This window comes from Luteolibacter sp. AS25 (assembly GCF_046736275.1).
In the GTDB taxonomy this organism is placed as follows: domain Bacteria; phylum Verrucomicrobiota; class Verrucomicrobiia; order Verrucomicrobiales; family Akkermansiaceae; genus Luteolibacter.
On the sequence record NZ_CP151837.1, the window covers coordinates 2,826,729 to 2,843,156 of the forward strand.

11 protein-coding genes are annotated in these 16,428 nt (G+C 55.1%); 6 read left to right on the top strand and 5 right to left on the bottom strand.

What is annotated here, in order from left to right; genetic code table 11:
• Positions 1-41 precede the first annotated feature (41 nt).
• The gene (locus AAGA79_RS13065) at positions 42-824 is read right to left on the bottom strand and encodes a DUF1080 domain-containing protein (protein WP_411826250.1); all 783 of its coding nucleotides are present in this window, start codon (positions 822-824) and stop codon (positions 42-44) included.
• Positions 825-924: 100 nt separating this feature from the next.
• Between AAGA79_RS13065 and AAGA79_RS13070 the strand changes: the two genes are divergently transcribed.
• Positions 925-1,941 (top strand): polyprenyl synthetase family protein, encoded by a 1,017-nt coding sequence (locus AAGA79_RS13070; RefSeq protein WP_411826251.1) that lies wholly within the window; start codon positions 925-927, stop codon positions 1,939-1,941.
• Between the two features lie 44 nt (positions 1,942-1,985).
• On the opposite strand, the gene AAGA79_RS13075 is transcribed toward AAGA79_RS13070, so the two are convergent.
• The 3 genes from AAGA79_RS13075 to AAGA79_RS13085 all read right to left on the bottom strand — a co-directional run bounded on the left by AAGA79_RS13075 (position 1,986) and on the right by AAGA79_RS13085 (position 5,850).
• Positions 1,986-2,597, bottom strand: coding sequence for an HNH endonuclease (locus tag AAGA79_RS13075; protein ID WP_411826252.1), 612 nt, complete (start codon positions 2,595-2,597; stop codon positions 1,986-1,988).
• 97 nt (positions 2,598-2,694) lie between these two features.
• Entirely contained in the window at positions 2,695-5,226 is a 2,532-nt protein-coding gene (locus AAGA79_RS13080) for a protein kinase domain-containing protein (RefSeq protein ID WP_411826253.1), read from the bottom strand.
• Between the two features lie 15 nt (positions 5,227-5,241).
• On the bottom strand, positions 5,242-5,850 hold the full coding sequence (locus AAGA79_RS13085; protein WP_411826254.1) for a class I SAM-dependent methyltransferase: 609 nt from the start codon (positions 5,848-5,850) through the stop codon (positions 5,242-5,244).
• A gap of 164 nt (positions 5,851-6,014) precedes the next feature.
• Here AAGA79_RS13085 and AAGA79_RS13090 point away from each other — a divergent pair, with 164 nt between their 5' ends.
• Positions 6,015-7,346, top strand: a complete 1,332-nt coding sequence (locus tag AAGA79_RS13090; protein ID WP_411826255.1) for a DUF1501 domain-containing protein — start codon at positions 6,015-6,017, stop codon at positions 7,344-7,346.
• Complete coding sequence (locus tag AAGA79_RS13095; protein WP_411826256.1) at positions 7,261-9,684, top strand: hypothetical protein; 2,424 nt, start codon at positions 7,261-7,263, stop codon at positions 9,682-9,684. Before AAGA79_RS13090 ends, AAGA79_RS13095 begins: the two co-directional genes overlap by 86 nt.
• A gap of 53 nt (positions 9,685-9,737) precedes the next feature.
• Here AAGA79_RS13095 and AAGA79_RS13100 read toward each other — a convergent pair whose 3' ends face one another.
• Complete coding sequence (locus AAGA79_RS13100; protein ID WP_411826257.1) at positions 9,738-10,841, bottom strand: Gfo/Idh/MocA family protein; 1,104 nt, start codon at positions 10,839-10,841, stop codon at positions 9,738-9,740.
• Between the two features lie 107 nt (positions 10,842-10,948).
• Here AAGA79_RS13100 and AAGA79_RS13105 point away from each other — a divergent pair, with 107 nt between their 5' ends.
• From AAGA79_RS13105 to AAGA79_RS13115, 3 genes are all read left to right on the top strand, one after another.
• Positions 10,949-11,887 carry an oxygenase MpaB family protein gene (locus AAGA79_RS13105; protein WP_411826258.1) on the top strand — a complete coding sequence of 313 codons (939 nt, stop codon included), beginning with the start codon at positions 10,949-10,951 and terminating at the stop codon, positions 11,885-11,887.
• Between the two features lie 39 nt (positions 11,888-11,926).
• Complete coding sequence (locus AAGA79_RS13110; RefSeq protein WP_411826259.1) at positions 11,927-13,657, top strand: 4-alpha-glucanotransferase; 1,731 nt, start codon at positions 11,927-11,929, stop codon at positions 13,655-13,657.
• Between the two features lie 85 nt (positions 13,658-13,742).
• Positions 13,743-16,427 carry an MGH1-like glycoside hydrolase domain-containing protein gene (locus tag AAGA79_RS13115; RefSeq protein ID WP_411826260.1) on the top strand — a complete coding sequence of 895 codons (2,685 nt, stop codon included), beginning with the start codon at positions 13,743-13,745 and terminating at the stop codon, positions 16,425-16,427.
• Position 16,428 lies beyond the last annotated feature (1 nt).

Sequence of the window (16,428 nt, forward strand, 5' to 3'; positions counted from 1 at the left end):
TAAGGAAATTTTTCCTTCACACCATGGACACCCGGTTTCAATCACTCCCGACCTCCAAGTGGCCGCACCCAAACATTTCTATATTCCACTGGATCCTGATGAAACTGGAACTTCAGCGGCCCCACCTCAGGATGCTCGGCTGGATAACTGGCAAGTCTCTTATGCCGGGTAGGTCCCAGATAGTCCTCCCCGTTTTGAACAACTACCCCATTGTGTATCACCGTCACCCGCGCCGGCTTGATTACCTCCTCCCCGTCATATTCCGGTGGAGAGAAAAATATGTCGTAGCTATTCCACTCACCTTGGGGGGAAGTAGCATTCACCAATGGTGGAAGCTGCCCGTAAAGAGCACCCGCCTGGCCATCGGGATAGGTCTCGTTATTGTTACTTTGCAAAACCTGGACCTCATACAATCCCATCAGAAAACAACCACTGTTCCCTCCCTTTTGGCCATCCACCTCGCGGTCCGCGGCTAGTCGCCACTCGAAATGCAGTTGAATAGCCCCGAATGACTCCTTCGTCTGCAGATCCTTCCCGCTGGCTATCATTACGCCATCTTTCACCTTCCACGCCGGCTCCCCGCCTCCGGAAGTCCATGCGGAAAGATCACTTCCATCGAAGAGAACCTTCGCATCCGAAGGCGCAGCTACAGTCACAGCACCGGAGGTTTCGATCACCGGTGGCTGGGGCCGTGCCATATCGTGCACGCTATATTCCGTCCCGGGGATTTTTGGAGTATTCTCATATCCGGGCTTACCCACTGCGCTGGTCACAAGTCCCAGCATTGAACCAGTGAGGAAAACTATCGGATTTTTGAAGTTCATATCCTACCACTACGTCCGTTTCATCAAAAACCTTCAATCATCTTTTCCATTTCGTTGCGGGTTGCTCAGTGGCGATTTCCGTGGATAGTCTTTCTCATCCATGGCCACCTTCACCGCCACATCGCCTAACAATAATCAGTTCCCCTTCGCCTTGGTCCGTCCGGACCTGGAGCAGGTCGAGACAGCAATCCGTGCCCAGGTCCGGGACTTTGATTCCGCTGTCGAGCCCTATATCGCCTACATCTGCAACACCTCCGGGAAACGTATCAGGCCCGCGCTTGCCATCCTCGTCGGGGGAGCGATAGGAGAAGTCACCGAAGACCATCGGAAAATCGGAGTCATTCTCGAACTCATCCACATGGCCACGCTCGTCCACGATGACATTATCGATGGGGCAAGCGCCCGCCGCTCGATGCCCACCGCGAACTCGAAATGGGGAAACGCACTGGCAGTCCTCCTCGGGGATGCCCTCTTCTCCCATGCCCTCACCCTCGCCACCGATTTCAACTCCATCGAAATTTGCCGTAAAGTAGGGCAAGCAGCCAGAGAAGTGTGCCAAGGCGAAATTCTCCAGACACAGCGCCGTTTCGACCTCACTCTCACGAAAAATGACTACTTCAAGGTTATTGAGATGAAAACCGGAGCGCTCTTTGCAGCAGCCACCGGCCTCGCCGCAGCGGTATCGAAACGACCTGCCGAAGATGAGACATCACTCGCCGCCTACGGCATGAAGCTGGGCACAGCCTATCAGATTTACGACGACTGCCTCGACATCGTTGGCACGGAGGAAATCGTTGGTAAAACTCTCGGGACCGATCTGGAGAAAGGGAAGCTCACCCTCCCGATCCTCAACCTCCTGGAAGCAGCTACCGAAGAGCAAGCTACAAAGATCAACCAACTCATTCTGGATCAAAAGGAGGTAGACCTCCCGGGCATCGTGGGTAAGGAAACCTACGACCAAGCGTTGGATGACGCCATCGATACCGCTATCTCACTTCTCGAGGGATGCCGTAACGATCTCAACGTCCTCGACACCTCGGAATACAAGGATGCGCTCATCCAGATCACCAACTTCCTCGAGTCCCTGCTCCGGGGATGCCTGAAAAGCATCGAGTAAGAGAATCTGACTGAAATTTTTCCGCCTTTGGGAATCCTTTTGCGCTAGGCGGATTTCTTGGCAGTCTTACAGCTAGCGTGCAGGAAATGTTCCCAGCTTTCATCTCCTTGTCCTCTTTCACGGATACCATACAGCGGCCGCCAGCGCGGAGCATACGGCTTCGTATCCGGAAACATATTCGCCTCGGCCGGGAGCTTGTTTGATTTGTGGGAATTGCATCTCACGCAGGATGTCACGATATTTTCCCAGGTCGTTTTACCGCCCTTGTCACGCGGAATCACATGATCGAGATTCAGCTTCGTTTCAGGTAAAATCTTCAAGCAATACTGACAGGTGAACTTGTCTCGCATGAAGACATTGCGCCGCGTGAATTTGACTTCCAATCTTGGCAGTCTGTCGTAAACAGCCAGAACAATGATCTTGGGAATCCGTAGAGCCAGTTTGACACTATGGATCATCTCTTCGTTTAGAATTCCCTTTGAATAACCGATCCAGGAACCCAGATCATGGGTCGTGAATTTTTCCTCGCCCTCCACCTGCACCACATGGGCATGTCCCAGACAAAGTAAATGGACGGCACGTCTAGCGGAGCAGGTGTGAACCGGTTGCCAAAACCGATTTAGCACAAGCACAGGCAATTCCAGAGGAGCACTCATTTCATTTCCCAGCAAAACGGTAGAACCCTACCGATTCTCCTCATCACGGCAATCCAAAAGGTGCCGAAATCCCCGGGAAATGAGATTTTATCTACCCCTACACCTCATTCGCACGCTGCCGGATCCAGTCAAGACCCTCGCGATACTCCTCGCTCTGCGGTCTGGATTTCGCGAGACGCTCCCAGAGGACCACAGCCTCCCGGTAGATCGCCTTCGCGTCATCCATCTTGCCGGAAACCTCCAAAGCATGCGCAAGATCCCCCAAAAGGTATGCACTGGACCTTTGCAACTCCTCGCTGGAGAGCCCACTGCCATCCCCCTCCGCCTCCAGATCCATCAATGCATCCCGGGCTTTACCCAGGTAAGTAAGTTCCTTCGCCTTCTCTCCGTCAAAGCCGAACATCCTCCCCTTCTGCCACCACAACAACGCCAGACGATAATCCACCAATGGATCCCCACCCGCGCTGAGTCTCTCCAGAATATTTATTCCTTCGTCAAACGCAGCAATCGCCTCCACCGCATTTCCTTGATCCCTCAGAATCCCTGCTTTCAGCCCCAGCTGGGCAGCCTTGCGCGCGATCGCCACCGTCGAATCCGGACGCGATTGCAAAACCGAATTCAGTAGACCCATCGTCTCGGTGGAAAGCTTCTCCGCATTTCCCACATCACCCGCCAATACCGCAGCCTCAGCCATCGCTCCGTAGCACCCCGCCAGATCCAGCCGCAGCTCAATATCGTTCGGGCTCTCCTTTAGCAATTTTACCATCTCCGCAGCAGCCAGACTACGCACCTCCCGCGCATCCCCGAGGCTTCCCATACCTTCCAGAATCGTTGCAGAGGAAAGATAACAAGCAGCCAGTTCCGATCTTAGAACCGCAATATCCGGCCTCTTGTCACTCAGTTCGTTCAGGGTGCGGGTAGCACTCATAAGTTGCTCAAGAGCCTTCCCGTCATCACCACTTTTCGAAAGTAGCTTTGCCTCATGGAAATCCAAAATCGCCCGTAGCTGTCCCAGTCGATCACTGTCGACATCGTCTTCAGGGACCTCCGCAAGAGCGGTCCTGGCAGCTTCAAACGCCTCGCCAGCTAGTTCATCTCCTTTTTCCTTTTTCAGAAGTGCCAAAAGCAAAGCATTTCTTCCCAGTCTAAGCTTCATATCTGCATCGATCACCGCTGCAGTCCAGCCACCGATCGCCTCATCAAGACGCTCCTCCGCCACTTCCGCATCGCCGGATGCCAGCGCCACTTCTGCCAGCTGCAGCCTCACCCGTGCGCGCTCCTCTCCCAGACTATCGATTCCTGAGGTCCTGGTCAGAAAATCGTCGAAAAATCTCTCCAGACGCTTTAGGCGCACCTCACGACCATCAATCGGCGGCAAATTCCGATGCCCCTTTTCCAGCGCCCATTCAAAAAGACGATCCCCGATCAAGCGGGATGACTCCAGCCTCGCCAACCCGAGGCTCCGCTCATACTCCATCAGCTGCTCGGCCTCGTCCTTCGCCTCCACCGCTGCCTTTTTATCATCAGTTGCTATCCTTGCCTTCGAGTCCAAAGCAGCTTTTTCCCTGCTTCGCTCTGAACGCTCCTGCCCCAGCTGGGTCTGCGTGAGATACCATAATCCTCCCAGCACCAGACAAGCCGCCGTCGCCATCCCGGCGTAGAATGTCACTCTCCTTCCGGATCGCTCCGCTTTTCGGCGCTGGTCCAGCAGAGTCTCCCGCACCTGCTCCCAGGCGACCATGCTCTCCACAGCTTCCAACCCGGACATCACCTCCACCATGGAGCTCGGCCTGTCCTCGGCTTCGAGCTTCAGGCACCGGTCGATCCACTCCCGGTAACCTTTCTCCAAATCATTTTGTGCCTCCAGAGGCCACTTGACTTCGGGATGTTGTAGCAGCCCCTTCGCCACCTTCGCCGCATCCGCTTGAATCCCGTCCTTCCGCGTCTCACCCACCTCGGGTGCCACGGATAAAAATGTCTCGCTACATCTAGGAAACTGCCCGGTCAAAAGCCTGAAGGCCAATACTCCGAATGCAAACACATCCCATTTATAGCCAGCCTCATTTAGATAACCGGAGGGATCCACCAGCTGCTCAGGCGCCTGATATAGCAACGCGTCAGTGAAATCAAAATGGCTGATTCCCGGCATATTTCCCAGCGTCCAGTCCGCCAGCTTCACCACCCCACTCTCATCAAAAAAAACATTCCCGGGTTTGAGATTACCATGCGGCACACGGCGCGCATGCATTTCCCCCATCGCACGTCCGATTTCCTTCACCAACGGCCATGAATTCTCTCCAGGATATTCATCCATCTTATGTTGAAGAGTCCTCGCCATCCACTTCGCATCCTCTCCTTCGCCCTCCGCCTCAGCGAAATTTTCCAGAATCCAGCACGCCGGCCGCCCTTCGAAATCCGCGGAATCCACCTTTACCAATCCTTCCGGCCAACCACCGACCTCCAACCTCTCGGTCATCTTCGAAAGCAGTGATCGATTGATCGCCATCCCCTCGAAAACCTTCACCGCCACCAAGTGCCCATCATCGTCCTGCGCGGCAAACACACGTCCACTTTCCCCCGCTCCGATCGTACCGATCACCTCCAAGCCATTCATCTTAGGCAACTTCATTGGAAAACGACTATATTACGATCCCACCTTCTGCACCACCAAATACAGATGCTTCTCCGGATACTGGTCATACTCCAGGTGTCGCACGATGCACCCGCACCTCGCCACCACCTCCAGCGTCTTTGGAATTCCCAAGGCAGCATGATAGAGATCCACCCCCAGAAATGGATTCGTAGCCTCACCCGGCTCATCAAGCCCTCCGGTCGTAAAAATCAAAACACCATCCTCGTCCAGAGCTTCACAAAGCTTCTCCAGCATCGCCTCCTGCCTCCCCAACTCCACATGCCAGACCCCGTCCCACGCAGTGATAAAATCATATTTCCGTGGAAACTCCCATTCGCATACTTCCGCGTGATGAAACACAACCTCCGGATGCCTCTCCATGGCCAGCCTCAGCATCTCCTTCGAGAAATCCAGCCCCTCCACACTGCCGAACCCCTCCTCAATTAGCAGCTGCACAAACCTCCCGCTCGATCCACACCCCACATCTATCGCCGTGCCCCTTTTCTCCAGAAACTGCAAAGCCCGCAGGTGCTGCTCCAATCCATTTTCCCGATTGAATTTCTCTCCGGCCCAATGCTCCGCCAGCTGATCATAGTTTCCAGCCATCTCCTCATTCGTCATCCACTAAGCCTATCGGAACAAGCTCCCCGGTGAAGCCTCGAAATCCGGAAACCCACCGCTACCGCCAACACATCCCATTGAACTTCAGTCCATAAAGTTTACACTGCTCTGTAACATCCTCGCCCTATGCCCAGTATCCTTAAGGTCCTACCCTGCCTGTTCTCATGAAATTCCAATGTCCGGGAAACCCTCTCGAAAACTACACCTCGCGCCGTGAGTTTCTTTACGTCGGACTGCTCGGCTCCGTCGGTATGGCGCTCCCCCAGTTTTTCGGATCCCGCGCAAACGCCGCGATGAAGCAACTCCCCCGCCACACACCCGTTGCGGAAAGCGTCATCCACATCTTCCTCCCCGGCGGCATGGCGCACCAGGAATCTTTCGATCCCAAACCATTCGCCCCAGCCGAATACCGCGGCCCATATGGAGCCATCGATACCGCTATCCCCGGCATCCAGTTCGGCCAGTTCATGAAGGAAACGGCAAAAATCGCCGACAAAATTTCCATCATTCGTTCCATGTCACATGGCGAAGCCGCCCACGAACGCGGCACCCACAATATGTTCACCGGATACCGCCCGTCCCCCGCTCTAGCCTACCCATCGATCGGCTCCGTCATCTCCCACGAACTCGGCCCCCGCAATGATCTACCTCCTTATGTCTGCGTCCCAAATGTCCCCAACGAATACGCAAACTCCGGCTATCTCTCCTCCGCACACGGCCCCTTCGCCATCGGCTCTGATCCGTCCCGTGGCGATTTCAAAGTCCGCGACTTGAATCTCTCGAAAGATGTCGATCATGCCCGTTTCGAGCGACGCCGATCTCTGCTGGAATCCGTAGACGACCACTTCAGAACCCTGGAAAAATCCGATGCACTGGACTCCATGGACGAGTTCTACCAGCACGCCTACAAGCTCATATCCTCACAAAAAGCCCGCGAAGCCTTCGATATGTCCAAGGAACCGGACAAAATCAAAAACGAATACGGCAAAAACCAGGCAGGCCAGCGCATGCTCCTCGCCCGGCGCCTTGTCGAAGGTGGCGTCCGCTTCGTTTCACTCACCGCCGGCGGCTGGGATCATCACGACAACATTAAAGCAGGCATACAAAAACAGATGCCGGATACCGACCGCGCCATCGCCGCGCTTATCCGCGATCTCGATCGCCGTGGCATGCTGGAAAACACCCTCGTCATGGTCTCAACGGAATTCGGCAGATCACCGAAAATCAACCCGAACGGCGGACGTGACCACTGGCCCCGCGTATTCTCCACCATGCTCGCAGGCGGCGGGGTAAAACGAGGCTACGTCCACGGTGCCTCGGACTCACTCGGCGGCGAGCCGGAAGAAGATAAAGTCGGCATCCAGGACCTGGCAAAAACCCTCTACCATCAGATCGGCATCAAAGCAGAAAGTGAAATCATGTCCCCTGGAGAACGCCCCATCGAAATTGTCGATGGAGGCCAGGTTCTGGACGCCATCCTGGAAAGGAAAGCGTAGCAGCCCTACCCGCAGCACCATGCGCGCATACATCTTCCAACTTTTCGCCATTTATCTGGCCCTCCTCACCCCATCGAAGGCGCTGGAACCCATCACTCCACCCGGCGGCCAAATCGGCACATCCGTGGAAATTACCCTTCAGGATCAGAACATCGCTTCATTCCAGGAACTCATCACCTACCAGCCCGGCCTCACTCTCACCGACCTCACACCGGACCCCAAAAATAAAAAACGAGCAAAAGCCACGCTCGTAATTTCCCCTGACGCCCCCCTCGGCGAGCACTCACTGCGCATCCGCACCGCCCACGACATCTCTTTTCTCCGCACATTCTACGTCGGGATTTTACCCACCGTCCCGGAAACAGAACCGAACGACAGCCCCCCGCAGTTCCAGAAAATCCCACTCAACTCTACCGTCCACGGCATCATCAAAACCGAAGATCAGGACAACTTCCTGGTTTCCCTGAAAAAAGGCCAGCGCATCTCCATCGAGGTAGAAGCCATGCGCCTCGGGCACACGAAATTCGACGCACTTCTCGAGCTTCACTCCCCCAACGGAAAAAAAATTGCCGAATCCGATGACACATCCCTCCTGAAAACCGAGCCATACATCTCCCGTATCGCCCCCGCCGATGGCGACTACCGCATTCTCCTCCGCGAGACATCATACGAGGGCAACGACCAAAGCCACTACCGTCTCCACATCGGCACATTTCCGCGCCCCTCATCCGTTTCCCCCCTATCTGGAAATCCGGGTGAAACGATCGAATTCACCTTCAGTGGTGATCCCTCGGGCCCGTTCAAACAAACTTTCACCCTCCCGAACGAGCCCACCGAAAACTTTCCAATATTCCCGGTCAGCAACGGTCAATCGGCACCTTCCCCACACTTTATCCGGGTTTCTCCCTACCCCCACATCGCCCAGCCCGAGAACAACGGAAACCGTTCGAATCCCACCCAACTACATTCCATCCCATGCACCGCGGATGGCGTTATTTCAGGTAATCACACATCGCGCTGGTTCAAATTCTACGCGAAGAAAAACCAGAACCTCGAATTCCGCATATTCGCCCGGAGCCTTCGCTCACCGCTTGATTCAAAGATCTCCATCCGTTCCAGCGAGAACAAATTCCTCGCAGGAAACGACGACGACCAAAACTTCCCTGATAGCCTGGTAAAATGGAACGCCCCCGAAGACGGCGAATATACAATCAAAGTGGAGGACCAACTCGGACGCACCGGTCCGGATTTCACTTTCCTGCTCGAAGTCACCGAGAAACAGCCGGCTATCCTCGCAACCCTCCCCACACTGCTCAGGGATAAATCACAGGTCGGCAAAACCTTCACAATCCCCCGCGGCAACCGCTACGCGGCTGTCATCCAGCTGAAACGCGAAAACATCGGCTGCGCGATCAATTTCTCCACCCGAAATCTTCCCCCCGGCATCCGCCTTATCGCCCCGCCGGTTCCGAAATCGCTCAACAGCTTTCCCATTATACTCGAAGCATCAGTGGACGCGCCACTCAGCTCCTCCCTTCAGACCTACACCATCCAGGCCACGGGTGATAACGCACCAACCGACCTCTCATCACCCCTCACCGATACCGTTCATCACATAGAAATCCCCAACGAGGGCATCTATCACTCCCACACATCCACCCGCATCCCCACGGCCGTTACCGAACCCGCCCCCTTCTCCATCTCCGTGGAAACCCCGAAAACTCCGATTGTTAAAAACGGTAAAACCACCCTCAGGATCCGGGCCTCACGTGCGGATGGCTTCAAGGAAAAAATCACCACTAAATTCCTATGGAACCCGCCCGGCATCTCCGCACCCGTCTCCGTCGAAATCCCCGCTGACAAATCAGAAGCCTCCTATGAACTCAACGCGAATGGAGACGCGGTCCCCGCCACCTGGCAGGTCTGCGTCACGGCAGAAGCCAATACCCCACACGGCATCCAGACCATCTCATCCAGCTTCATTCCCCTCTCGGTCGAAGATCCCTTCGTGAAATTGTCCCTGAATTTCGCGGATATCGAAGTAGGGAAAACCTCCACCATCACCGCCAGTATTGAGCAGCTCCGCGACTTCCAGGGCAATGCCACTGCCAAACTACTATCCCTCCCACACGGAATCACCGCACAGCCAGTCGATTTCAGTAAAGACCAACAGGAAATATCTTTCAAAATCACCGCATCAAAGGACGCCCGCCCAAGCAAAACCGGCGGATTACTCTGCGAAGTAGAAATTCCTCAAAACGGGCAAAAGATCCTCCACCTCACCGGGCACGGCGGCTCACTCAGAATCGACGCACCGGAGAAAAACAAAGACAGATAATCTGAGGAGACCATGGCCGGTGGAAACTTGGTGAAATTTCCACAGCAAGCCGTTCAAACCTTGCCCACAGTCTCCGCTTTTCCGCTCTCGACAGACTTGAGAACAGCCTCGATCACCAGGTGATCGCGTAGACCCTCCGTCCCGTCGACCTTCCATTCCTTCCCTTCCAGGATCGCCTCGGAGAACAAATCCATCTGCACCTGAAAGTGATCCGTCTGTGGAAAATCCAGCGGCACTTTCGGATCTGAAGTCCAGCCCTTCTGCCCCTGGGTCCCGAAGCACGGCTCCAGGCCAAACCTCCCCTTGTCCGCGAATGCAGTCAGCCGGTTGTAGCCCGGCAGATTGAAGGACGTAAAAAGATTCGCCGTCTTCCCGGAAGGAAATTTCATCGTGTAGCTCGTCGTCTCATCTACTTCCGCGAACTTCTCTTTATCCGTCTTGGTTCCCAGCGCGGTCACAGTCTCCGGTTCTTCACCGAAAATATACCTCACCCCTTGGATCGCATACACCCCCACATCCAGCATCGCACCTCCCCCGTATTCTTTCTTCATTCTCCACGCATTCGCATCCTGCGCCCGGAATGCAAAACCAGCGTCGATGTGCCTCACCTCCCCGAAAACCTTCTCCCTTGCAAACCGAATTGCCTCCATGTGATGCGGCTCGAACTGCAACCTATAAGCTACCCCCAGTTTAACCCCCGCCTCTTCACACGCGGCAATCATCTCCCTGCAATCCTCCGGAGTAACAGCCATTGGCTTCTCCACATACACATGCTTCCCCGCCTTCGCCGCCCTCAATGCGTATTCCTTGTGCATTGAATTCGGCAAAACGATATAAACCACATCGATGTCCGGATTATCGATTATTTCGTCAAAGTTGTCATAATTATACACCCCGCTATCCTCTACCTCATATTTTTTCTGCCACTCCGCCGCCTTCTCCGGCGTGCCGGTCACAATCCCAGCCAACCGGGAATTCTTCGTTTTCAGAAAAGCCGGGCCAATCTTCCTTTGGCAAAGACTGCTTAGCCCCACCAAAGCCCATCCGACTTTCTTCCGCTTCATCTCTTTCTCCTGCCCCTTCGTCAGTGTTGTGGCCAGCCCCGCGGCAATGGCAGTTTTAAGAAACGGGCGACGTGAAATTGGGTTTCCATTCATCCAAAAATCTAAGCATCACACCCTCATCCCGGCACGACAAAACGCTCCGTTTCGACATCATCCACCACCTTTGCAATTTACCGACCATGCGCTAGCATCCTTCTATCTTGCAAAACACTCCCCTCCAGGAATTTTTCTCCAAGCGGTTCCGCATACTCCTCACCGGTGATCCCGATGGAGTCCCTCCGTGGCTCCCCGCCGTCCAGGCCAGCAACGATGCCGGCCTATTCCTACCTGATGAAGCACCATGGATTGTTCACGCGGATCTTGGGACATTGGTCGGGGGTATCCGCGCCCTCCTCATGCAGGCACTTCATCCCGGCAGCCTCACCGGAGTCCGCAGCCACTCCCGTTATAAGAACGAGCCACTTGGCAGGCTTTCAGGCACCATCCGCTGGCTCACTGTTACTACATTCGCTTCCACGGCATCCACCGGCAAGGAAGCGGACCGCGTGAACCAGATGCACCAGCATGTGAAGGGAAAATACAAAACCTCTGCCGGAAAAACCATCGACTACCGCGCCGCTGATCCCCACCTCCTACGCTGGGTTCACATCGCATTCATGGAGTCTTTCCTGCGCTCCCACCAGGCATTTTCCACCCGCCCGATCCCCGGCGGCGCAGACGAGTATATCCGCCTCTGGGCCAGATCCGTGAAACCTCTCGGTCTCGACAATGCCCCCCTGAGCGAGGCTGAAATGCTTGAAACGCTCGACCGCTACCGCCCGGAACTCATGGTAAACGAAGAGACGCGGGAAGTAATACACTGGATCAAAAATCCACCCCTACCCGTCACCTCACTTCCCGCTTACAGCCTTCTTTTCCAGTCTGCATTGGCATCCCTGCCCACCGACTATCAGGACATGATCGGCCTCGGCCATCCTTCGCTGCATATATTGAAACCTGTCACCACGAACCTCTTGAAGTTCATCCGCTTCGCCATCGGCCCGGAAAGCCCTATCGAGGAAGCGGCAATTGCACGCCTCCACCGTGCTGGAGTGATGAAGGAGGGCGAAATCATCCTGCGACCAGACGTCACAATTTGATGGTTTCGGAGTCTCGCCTTTCCCGCTTCACTCCGTGACATGCGCACCGCAGGAATTCTTCTCCCGGCATTTTCCACCCGTCGCTGTGGAGACCTTGGAATTGGCGATACCATGGGTATTCGGTCATGGGTCGATTGGGCATCCCGCTTCCATGTCGGATTTCTACAACTACTTCCTATCAACGAGAACGGCACGGATGAAAGCCCTTACTCTGCCATTTCATCCGCAGCCCTGGATCCAATCTACCTCTCAATCGAGCCTGGGGAAATCCCCTGCCTCACCCAAGAGGATATAGACGCCACCCGCGCAATACTCGGAGATAGACTCGGAGCGGATCAGGTCGACTACCCCGCCGTCCGCGCTGCGAAAAACCGACTGCTCGAAATCTCCTTTTCCCGCTTTTCAGCAAAACCATCCGCATCCTGCGAAGAAGATTTCTCCGCTTTCAGGAAAACTCACCAATCCTGGCTCCCGGACTACTGCCTCTTCAAGCTCCTCATCGAGCTGAATCCCCCCGGCCAGACCTGGGATCTCTGGCCGGAAGAGCACCGCACACCCGAATCCGCACGTAAATTTCTAAAGAAACCTAGCGAGGAAAACCCACTACACACCCAATCCCGCCTCGACTACTTCGCCTACGTGCAGTGGCTGTGTTTCCAGCAATGGACAGCACTCCGCCTATATGCGGATCAGAAAAACGTAAAACTCATGGGAGATATCCCCATCGGCGTTTCATTCCATTCATCGGACGTGTTTTTCAACCGCGAGGTATTCCACACAGATTGGTTCGGAGGCACCGCAGCGGAAGGATTCTGCCCGGAAAATCCGTTTATCCACGAATGGGGCCAGAACTGGGGAATTCCACTCTACAATTGGCAGGCCATGGAGAAAAACGGCTTCGCATGGTGGCGCGCCCGTATCGCGCACCTCACGGAAATTTTCAGCATCTTCCGGATAGATCACATTCTAGGCTTCTATCGAATCTACGGCTTCCCCTGGCATCCCCGCAGGAATCACGAATATATCGGCATCAGCCACGAAGAAGCCGCTGCAAAAAGCCAAGGCAGACTCCCGAGGTGGTTTGAGCACCCCGACGACACTCAGGAAAACAAAGCCGCCAACCGCGCCACCGGCAACCACCGCCTCCGCGCCATTCTCGACGCCGCAGGCAGCGCAGAAATTATCGCGGAAGACCTCGGCTGGGTCCCGGAATATGTGCGTCCTCACCTCGCGGAACTGAACATAGCAGGCTACCGCATCCCGCACTGGGATAGTTACGCGGACGGCTCACCCGTCATGGGGGATAATTTACCGGAAACCTCCTTCGCTGCATTTTCCACCCACGATCACGATTCCATCTGCAAGATCTGGGAAAACTGCCGCACCGCCATACGGAAACAACGCGAAGAACCAAGCGAACACAACTACTGGGCGTCCGAAGCCTCCGCCCACACCCTCCGCCTGCTTGCCGGCTTCTCCGGAATCCCGATCGCCGGCGATAATAACTGGCCCCCCTACTCGGATTGCATCCATTGGCGTCTCATAAAATCCCTCCTTTCGGCCGAGTCCCGCTACGCCGTCCTGATGATTACGGATCTCTTCGCCCTCAAAACCAGAATCAATAGCCCGGGCACCTCGGGCCAGGCAAATTGGAGACTCCGCCTGGACCTCACCGCACACCAAACTGAAGAATACGGTCGTTTGCTTTCTAATTTAATCCGCCTAAGTAATCGGCACGCCATCTGCGACACTAAAGCAACCCATACGTAGAGCACCTTTTTCTGTTAGATTTTTCCGTAGTATCGATCTTCGCAATCTCCAAAATCCGTGTTAACCCTCCAGCCGACAGCCCCACATGAATCAGGAAAAAATCAGACTCGCCGAAGAAGAGAAAAGAACCCAGAACTGGAAACGCTGGGGCCCTTATCTCAGCGAGCGTCAGTGGGGAACTGTTCGTGAAGACTACTCGGACCATGGAAACGCCTGGGCGGCCTTCCCACATGATCACGCACGCCGCAAAGCCTACCGTTGGGGCGAAGACGGACTACAAGGCTGGTCGGACCGCGGCTGCCGCCTCTGTTTTTCCCCTGCTCTCTGGAACGGGAAGGACGATATTCTCAAGGAACGCCTCTTCGGACTCGGCGGAAACGAAGGCAACCACGGGGAGGACGTAAAGGAGTGCTACTACTACCTGGATTCCACACCCACCCACTCTTACACCAAGGCACTCTACAAATACCCCCAGGGTAGATATCCCTACACGGAAATCCGCCTCGAAAACGAGAAACTCGGCAGAACCGGCCCCGAACTCGAGCTCGCCGATATGGGCCTGTTCGATAGAAACCGCTACTTCGATGTCACTCAGGAAGTCGCAAAACGCAGTCCGCAGGACATCCTCTGGAGAATCAAAATCACGAACCACGCGGACGTCGCAGCTCCACTGCACCTACTTCCTACAGTCTGGTTGAGAAACACCTGGGCATTCGATATCGATCCGGAAGCCCCGGCCATCAAGCCAAGCATAGAGATGAATGGGGACGGCCTGTTCATCGATCACCAGACACTTGGCAAGTTCAGGTTCTTTGCCGATGCCGATGGAAAGGCAGTGAAGCCGAAATGGCTCTTCACGGAAAACGAAACCAACCACGAAGCCCTCGGAAGCAGGAAAAACACCACCCCCTACACCAAGGACGCATTCCACCGCCACATCGTCGATAAGGAAAAAAATGCGGTTTCTCCTGATCAAAAAGGCACGAAATCCGCCGCGCATTTCATGTTTCTCGTCGCGCCCGGAGAGACCGTTACAGTCCGCTGCCGCCTGCATCACGTGGATGAGGCAAACGGTTGCGATCAGCTCGAGCAATGCAACGAAACGTTCGAAGAACGCATCAACGAGGCAAACGAGTTTTACAGTGAGATTATCCCGAAAGGAATTTCCGCCGATGAGGAACTGGTCTGCCGCCAAGGCTACGCCGGCCTCCTCTGGACCAAACAATTCTTCTACTACTCAGTGGAAGATTGGCTGAAGGGCGACAAGGACATGCCCACCCCGCCGGCCAACCGCTCGACCGGCCGTAACAACGACTGGCGCCATTTCTACGCGAAAAACATTCTCTCCATGCCGGACAAGTGGGAATACCCATGGTTCGCGGCCTGGGACACCGCCTTCCACATGTTGCCTTTCTGCGCAGTGGATTCGGCCTTCACAAAACACCAGCTCCTGCTCCTCCTCCGCGAGTGGTATATGCACCCGAACGGTCAGCTTCCGGCCTACGAGTGGAACTTCTCGGACGTGAATCCACCCGTTCACGCATGGTCCGTATGGCGTGTCTACAAAATCGCGGATAGCAAAGGAAACCGCGACCTACTATTCCTCGAAAAAGCATTCCAGAAACTTCTTCTGAACTTCACATGGTGGGTAAACCGGAAAGACCTCGATGGCCGTCACGTATTTGGCGGCGGCTTCCTTGGCTTGGATAACATCGGAGTTTTCGATCGCTCACACGCACTCCCCGGCGGCGGCCACCTGCAGCAGGCGGATGGCACAGCCTGGATGGGCTTTTACTGCCTCACCATGCTCTCCATGGCATTGGAATTAGCCCTCACCAAACCAGCCTACGAGGACATCGCTTCCAAGTTTTTCGAACACTTCGTAAACATCTGCGATGCCATCAATACCCTCGGCGGAAACGGTCTGTGGGACGTTCAGGATCAATTTTACTACGATCAGCTCATTGTCGCGGACGAAGCTCCGATCCCTCTCCGCATCCGCTCACTCGTAGGCCTCCTTCCACTCAGTGCCGTCACCGTTATCAAGCAAAAGACCATCGATGCACTCCCCGGCTTCCGGAAACGCATGGACTGGTTCCTGGTCAACAAGCCTGACCTGCTCAAATACGTCAGCGTCAATCGCGTGGAGGGAGAGAAAAACTCCGGCCGCATCCTATTGGCGATCCCGTCCAAAGAGCGCCTCCGCCAGAGCCTTTCCTACATGCTCTCCACCGATGAGTTCCTCTCGGATTTCGGAATCCGCTCTCTATCGAAAGCCCATTTCGAAAAGCCCTTCGTATTCCAATACGCCGGCTCCACCCACCAGGTGCAATACACTCCGGGCGAAGCCACCACAGACATGTTCGGCGGAAACTCCAACTGGCGTGGTCCCATCTGGTTCCCTACCAACTTCATTCTCATCGAAGCATTGGAGCGGTATCACTACTTCTACGGAAACTCCTTCAAAATTGAGTATCCTACCGGCTCAGGAAACGAAGTCACACTTCGCGAGGTCGCCATCGATATCTGCGATCGACTTATCTCACTCTTTACCAGAAACAAAGACGGCTACCGTCCTTGTTACGGTGATAGCGATATTTCCAAACGCTACTCGGACGATCCGAATTGGGCGGATCTCGTTCTGTTCCACGAGTATTTCCACGGAGAAACAGGAGAAGGTCTCGGCGCCTCCCACCAGACCGGTTGGACAGCCCTCGTGGTCCGCCTGGTTCGCGAGCGCCGTGAAAAACTCATGGATGAGAAATTCTAGC